The organism is Corallococcus sp. CA047B, assembly GCF_003612065.1.
Classification (GTDB): domain Bacteria; phylum Myxococcota; class Myxococcia; order Myxococcales; family Myxococcaceae; genus Corallococcus; species Corallococcus praedator.
Genome location: NZ_RAWD01000451.1, coordinates 1 through 6,094 on the forward strand (window position 1 = coordinate 1; position 6,094 = coordinate 6,094).

Below are 6,094 nucleotides of genomic sequence, written 5' to 3' on the forward strand. Positions count from 1 at the left end.
CGTCCACCCCAACCGGCGAACAGGTGCAGTTCAAAGCCCGGACGCACCAACACCACCGCCGTTCCGTCCAGGTGGGCCAACGTGACGTCGGGCGAAGTCCCCTCGCCCTTGCCTCCGTCGTGAACAGCGGACACCGCGAGCGTGTAACGCCCGGCTTGCCTCGGCTGGCCGAAGAGAACGTGTTCCAGGTCCACCTCCGCCTCCGCACCCAGCAAGCGCGCGCCGAGGACATCCGAAGCGAAGGCTTCCACATAAAGCGGGCCGAGCGTTCCCGTGAGGAAGCCACCGGCCGGGTGGTAGTCCGGATTGCTCCGGTTGGAGTAGCGCCGCACCAGGTGCGCGGACAGAAGGCTGTAGCTGTCCAGGGCCCCCACCCACACACCCCATGGCGCCTCGTCCGAGCCCCACTTGAAAGCGCGCACCACCTGTCCCCAGTCCGAAAGACTGTCCCAATCCTCCGTCCTGATGAGCCCCGCGCCCTTCCCGCCTCCCCACAGTCGCAGCCGCACGGGAGCGCCCAGGTTGACGCCGAACTCCGCCCCACCGTCCACCACCAGGGTGGGAACCACTTGCGCGAAGCCTTCGTGCTCCGCGGCGCCATTTCGATGCAGGGCCAGCGTCGTCCCTTCGAGCCGCGTCAGGTAATGCCAGTCATCCCCTGAATCCAGCGGAGTCTCCGCCCACCCCACTCCAGGCCATGCCAACAACCATGAAACCGCGACCCAGCTTCCCCTCATGGACGTCCCTGTCTTCCGTGACAGCCTTCACACGGCCACGGAAGACAAGGACTAACAGGGCGGTCTGACCCGACGGCTGATTCGCCACACGCGCTACGGCGCCCCAGACCGTGACCTGGAGGGAGAAGATGCGCACAGCGCCGCCGGAAGGGGGCCCTTCGTCCTACAGATGCGACGGCCGGCCAGTTCCGTCATGCGGGCTGCTGGCTCACTCCTTCCGGAGGGACGCGATCGTCTTCAGGACATTCCAGAGCCCGAAGAACGCGGGCCCTGCTTCGACCTCGAACTCGATGTCCTCGGCGTCGCGACGCTGGAGCCGGAGCCGGCTCAGGGACAGCTTGCCGCCAGCGCCAGATGCGAACGCGGCGTGGACGTGCGCCGTGTCCGTCGTGGCGTTCTCCAGGTCGGCCCAGGGGATGGACAGGAGCCCGGCCTGACGCCCCATCACGATGCGGTCCGTGGTGATGAGCACCCAGTGCACAGGACTTCCGAAGTACGCGATGACGGGCAGTTCGTCCGCGGTCAGCGCCGCGTACTCCAGCAGGTGCGCCCGTGAGTCCGCCGGAAGGTTGTCGAAGGCACGGGTCCGCGGGCCATCTCCGCCTGTCTCGGCGAAGACACGGAGGAGTCGGCGGAGTCTGGCTTCAGCGCTGAGTTTCATGCTGTCGTCCACTGGCTTCGAGTGACTGGGTTACAGCGCCGCCCCCGTCCACAACTTCGCCGCGTGTCCCAGGGCTCCCAACCCCGCCACCAGCACGCTGTACTCCACCAGCGTGCGCTGATCGCCCTCCTCCGGCGCGGGCGAAGCGAAGGCCCGGTACGCCGCCGCCGCACCGATGAGCAACAGCAGGCTCTCCCCGGTGAGGAACCATGTGGCGCCCAGCACGCCCACCGCCATCCACCGCTGCTTGCGTGCCAGCGCTCGGAACCCGCGCCCACCGTCCAACTGCCACACCGGCAACAGGTTGAACAGGTTGAGCCACGCCGCCGCGTGCGCGATGGCGCCCAATCCCTTCCATCCCGTGACGAGCGCCGCGACCATCGCCGCCACCGCCGCCGCGCTGCCCCAGATGGGCCCCGCCAATCCCACGCGCGCGTCCTCGCGCCCATCCACCGGCGACTGCTTCAGGCGCACGAACGCGCCAAGCCCCGGGATGAACATGGGCGCGCTCGCCTGCATGCCAAAGTTCCGCAGCGCCGCCACGTGCCCCATCTCATGCACGTAGATGCACGCCACCAGCCCCAGCGCGAACGGCCAGCCCCACGCCGTCCAATACACGCCCGCCGCTAACAGCATGGAGAACACCGTGCTCGCCTTCGTCAGCCCGAGCAGCAGCAGCTTCCCCTTGCCCAGCAGCAGCACCAGCACGAACTTGAACTTCCACAACAGGAGCCCCAGCGCGCCCATGCTCGCGAGCACCTTGGGCATCCCGGAACGACTCCGCTCCGCCTCCGCCAGGGGCACCTTCAAACCCAGCGCATCCACCTGCTGGCTCAAGCCCTCCACCCGCGCCAGCACCTGCGCGTGCTGCGCCGTGCCTTGCGGCAACAGGTCCAACGCCTGACGCCACAGCGACAGCGCCTCCGTCGGCGCACCCCGGTCCGCCGCTGCCTGCGCGTCCGCCGCGAGCTGCTTCAACGTCTGCCCATGCACCAGCTTCCGGCACGACGGACACGTGAGCAGCCGGGGCGCCAGCTCCGAACCACATCCCTCGCAGCGCTGCGTGACAGGGATTGCGAGCGCTTCAGCCAACGGACTGCTCCTGCCGCTCGGGCGCCGCTTCCTCTGTGGCCGGGGAGGCCTCGGCCAACTGGAACGGGCCGGCGATGTTCAGCTCGGAGCGCTTGGTGCGCCGCCAGGCCTCGTACAGCGCGAACCCGTAGATGAGCCCCGACAGCGGACTGTTGATGCCCACGAGCACGGGCGCCGCCACGGAGATGATGCCCGCGAAGACGACGTTGCCTTCCGGGGACAACGACTCGCCTTCCGCTGGAGCCTCACCCGTCGCCGCCTCCACGGGCTGCGCGGTCAGCTCCTTGTAGACATCTGGCGCGAGCGAGCCCGCCACCGACAGGTACGTCAGCAATATCGCGAGCACCTGGTAGCCCGCGCCTCCGCGCCCGTCGGAGCCCTTGAACACGGCGGTGCCCACCATCCAGCCCACCAGCACCGCGATGAGGCCGATGTTGTAGCCCGTCAGGCTCACGCCGTAATACACCGCCGCCCCTGCGATGCCCGCGCCAATGCCAAACACCGTCGCCTTCAGGAAGCGCATCGACTTCGAGCCGCCCGTCATCGACGCCTCCACCGTGTCCCGGCACTCCGGGCACAGCAGGTGGCTGTTCACCTCGAAGTAGGTGCGCTTGATGGCACGCTGGCAGGCGGTGCACCGGGGCGCCGGGGGCGGCTCGGTGAACTCGGCACGGTCGAACTGCAAAGGCGCATCGGTGGAGGCCGGCGGAGAAACAGGTGAGGTCATGGGCGCGCCCAACCTAACAGCAGGCTCCCGCCACCCTCAAATCCCCCTGGGCCGACGTCTGTCTTTTCAGCCCTGACGCAGGGCCGCGTGTCTCGCGGCCTGCACCAGCGCGAGCAGGTCTCCCGCCGTCCCCACGCCCAACGCGGCCGGCGTCGCTCGCTCGGGTGAGAACAACCGCGCCGGCGTGCTCGTCCGGCCCCGCAGCAGCACGAAGAGGCGCAGCGCATCCCGCAGGGCCTCCACCTCCGGCCCCTCCTCACGCCGAGCCCGGTGCGCCGCCTGCTCCAGCCGCGCCCACGCCGTCTCCTCGCTCCACGCGCCCGACGGACGCGCCCGTGACAGGTCCGCCAGCGCCGCCGCCGCCTCCAGGACTCCCGCGCGCCCCTCCGTGAAGGCGTCCCCGGACTCCAGCCGCAGCTCCGGCCTCGCGGTGCGTTCGGCTCGCCACGACAGGAGCGCGGGCAGCTCCGACTCGCGCGGCACCACCGGCGACAGCTCCGCCTCCAGCACCGCGCGCACCCGCACCCTCGCCACGTCGTGCCAGAAGGCCGCGTGCAACAGCAGCTCCGGTCCGCTGCGCGGCACCCGCATGGGGGCCCGGCGCATCCTGCGCTGGAGGAAGTCCCGGATGCCGCCCCGCGTGTCGTAGCGCTCCAACCGCTCCCACAGCGCCACCAGCGAGGCGGCGCCCAGCGGCAGCGCCCGGGCCAGCTCTTGCGCCTCGTCCTCGGTGAACGACTGCGCGCCCTCCGACACGGGGCGCTTGAAGACCCGCTCGAACACCTCGCCCGCGGCGCACGCGGCCCGCAGCTCCGGCAGGTTTCGCGGCAGCAGCTCCACCGCCTGGGCCCACACGCGGCCCCCGAGCAGCGGCCCCGCGTCCAGCACCTCCGTCTCCAGGAGCAGCAGCGCTTCCCCCAGCGTGTCCGGTCCGCCGTCCTTCGCTGACAGCCTCCGCCGGGCCGCGCGGTCCACCGCTTCACGCAGGCGGAACACGTCCAGCATCAGCTTCACGGGCCCCGTGTCGCGCGGCCAGCCTTCCGCCTCCGAACGGCGCTTCACCGCCTGGAGCGCCGCGTCCACCTCCGGCTGCACCGTGGCCACCTCCCGCAGCAGCTCGAAGTGGTTGCGCAGCCGGTCCTTCCAGAAGAAGGACTCCAGGATGCCCTTCAGCGCGCGGTAGCGAAGGCGCGTGGCCTCCAGCAGGTCCGCTCGGTCCTCCAGCCGCGCTCTCAGGTCATCCGGACGGGTCGCCACGCTCCCATCATAAGGAGACCGCGCGCCGGGCGCAGGTCACCCCATGGCGCGGAGCGTCGGACGTGGAACGGTGCGACCGGAACGACGTGGGAAGGTGGACGCCGACCCCGCTCAAACGCGCATGGGCATGACCACGGCCGTGAAGCTGCGGTCGCCGGGACCGTGCAGCACGCCCGGGCTGTGCTCGTCACCCAGCTCGAAGCTGACCTCGTCCGTGTCGGTGACGCCCAGCACGTCCATCAGGTAGCGCGCGTTGAAGCCGATGGTGATGTCGTTGCCCTGGTAGTCCACGTCCAGCGCGTCGCGCGCCTCGCCCAGGTCCGGGTTGCTGGCGGTGATGAGCAGCTTGCCCTTCTCCAGCCCGATGCGGATCGCGTTGCTCTTGTCCGCCGACAACAGCGCGATGCGCTTGAGGCCTTCCAGCAGGCGCGTCTTCGGCACGAGGACGACCTTCTCGCCCTCCTTCGGGATGACGCGCTGGTACTCCGGGAACTGCCCGTCGATGAGGCGCATCACCATGGTGAGGCCCGGCTTCTTGAACAGCGCGGAGTTCTCCGCGAAGCCCAGGTGGCACTCGGCGTCCGGCGCCTCATCCAGCAGGCGCTTGAGCTCCATCAAGCCCTTGCGCGGGATGATGACGCCGCTCTTGAGCTTGAAGTCGCCCTTCATCTCCCGCTCGATGAGCGACAGGCGGTGACCGTCGGTGGCCACCATGCGCACCTTGCCGCTGGCCTGGGGCTCGAAGAAGACGCCGTTGAGGATGTAGCGCGTCTCATCGCTGGAGATGGCGAACTGGGTCTTCTTGATCATCTCCAGCAGGACGTTGCCGGAGATCTGCACCAGCGGCGCGTTCTCCTCCTTGGGCAGCTTCGGGTACTCCTCGGCGGCCATGCCGACGATCTTGAAGTGCGCGGAGCCGGAGCTGATGTCGACGTAGTTGTTCGCCAGCTTCTTGAGCGTCACCTCCGCGTCCGGGAGGTTCTGCACGATGTCGAAGACGTACTTCGCGCTCAGCGTCACCGCGCCCGGCTTGGACACGTCCGCCGAGTGCTCCGACACCACGCCGATGTCCAGGTCGAAGGCCGTGACGGTGACGCTGCCCTTGTTCGCCGTGAGCAACACGTTGGCGAGGATGGGCATCGTCGTCTTGCGCTCCACGATGCCCTGGGCGCGATAGAGGGCCTTCTTCAGCTCGTCGGAGGCGATGCGGAATTCCATCGTGGGCGTCCTTACAGGTCACGGCCCGGAAGGCCGATTGCGCGGGGCGGGTGTACAACGAACGCCATAGGGCTTCCACCGTCTTGGAAGCCCCCGTGTCCCAAGCCCCGGACCTGTCCGGGCGTCCAGGTGGGATAGAGCGGAAAAATCCCTTGTGCCGCCCTGGTCGGCGGGCGCCCGGCCGGGCAGAGTGGACCTGACCGCGTGTCCCGGACGTTGAACAGGCGGTAAGGCAGGACCCCTTTGGGGCTCATCACCGCATCCAGGTCCTGGAACCCGGCCCGGCGGCGGAGGACACTGCCGCCCCCTTGAACGGAGTCGCCATGAACGTCCGCTCCCTGCTGCTCTCCGCCGTGCTCGTGCTCGGCCCCGTGGCATGCAGCAAGCCGCCCTCCCCCACCG

Annotated in this window: 5 protein-coding genes and 1 pseudogene; all 6 read right to left on the minus strand. The window is 69.4% G+C overall.

The window, feature by feature from the left end; genetic code table 11:
- Nucleotides 1-737: pseudogene (locus D7X74_RS38555) on the minus strand (hypothetical protein); the annotation flags it as partial.
- A gap of 208 nt (nt 738-945) precedes the next feature.
- Nucleotides 946-1,398, minus strand: a complete 453-nt coding sequence (locus D7X74_RS38565; RefSeq protein ID WP_147446836.1) for a hypothetical protein — start codon at nt 1,396-1,398, stop codon at nt 946-948.
- 30 nt (nt 1,399-1,428) lie between these two features.
- A complete protein-coding gene (locus D7X74_RS38570; protein ID WP_120537953.1) occupies nt 1,429-2,490 on the minus strand; it encodes a site-2 protease family protein in 1,062 nt (353 codons plus the stop codon).
- Complete coding sequence (locus D7X74_RS38575; RefSeq protein WP_147446837.1) at nt 2,483-3,217, minus strand: hypothetical protein; 735 nt, start codon at nt 3,215-3,217, stop codon at nt 2,483-2,485. The genes D7X74_RS38570 and D7X74_RS38575 overlap by 8 nt, the downstream gene beginning before the upstream one ends.
- 66 nt (nt 3,218-3,283) lie before the next feature.
- Nucleotides 3,284-4,474 carry a hypothetical protein gene (locus tag D7X74_RS38580; protein ID WP_120537955.1) on the minus strand — a complete coding sequence of 397 codons (1,191 nt, stop codon included), beginning with the start codon at nt 4,472-4,474 and terminating at the stop codon, nt 3,284-3,286.
- Between the two features lie 111 nt (nt 4,475-4,585).
- Complete coding sequence (gene dnaN / locus D7X74_RS38585) at nt 4,586-5,692, minus strand: DNA polymerase III subunit beta (RefSeq protein ID WP_120537956.1); 1,107 nt, start codon at nt 5,690-5,692, stop codon at nt 4,586-4,588.
- Between the last annotated feature and the right edge of the window lie 402 nt (nt 5,693-6,094).

Excerpts from the sequence above, each read along its gene's own strand:
- D7X74_RS38565 (WP_147446836.1), bottom strand. The coding sequence starts at position 1,398 with ATGAAACTCAGCGCTGAAGCCAGACTCCGCCGACTCCTCCGTGTCTTC.
- D7X74_RS38575 (WP_147446837.1), bottom strand. The coding sequence starts at position 3,217 with ATGACCTCACCTGTTTCTCCGCCGGCCTCCACCGATGCGCCTTTGCAG.
- dnaN (WP_120537956.1), bottom strand. The coding sequence starts at position 5,692 with ATGGAATTCCGCATCGCCTCCGACGAGCTGAAGAAGGCCCTCTATCGC.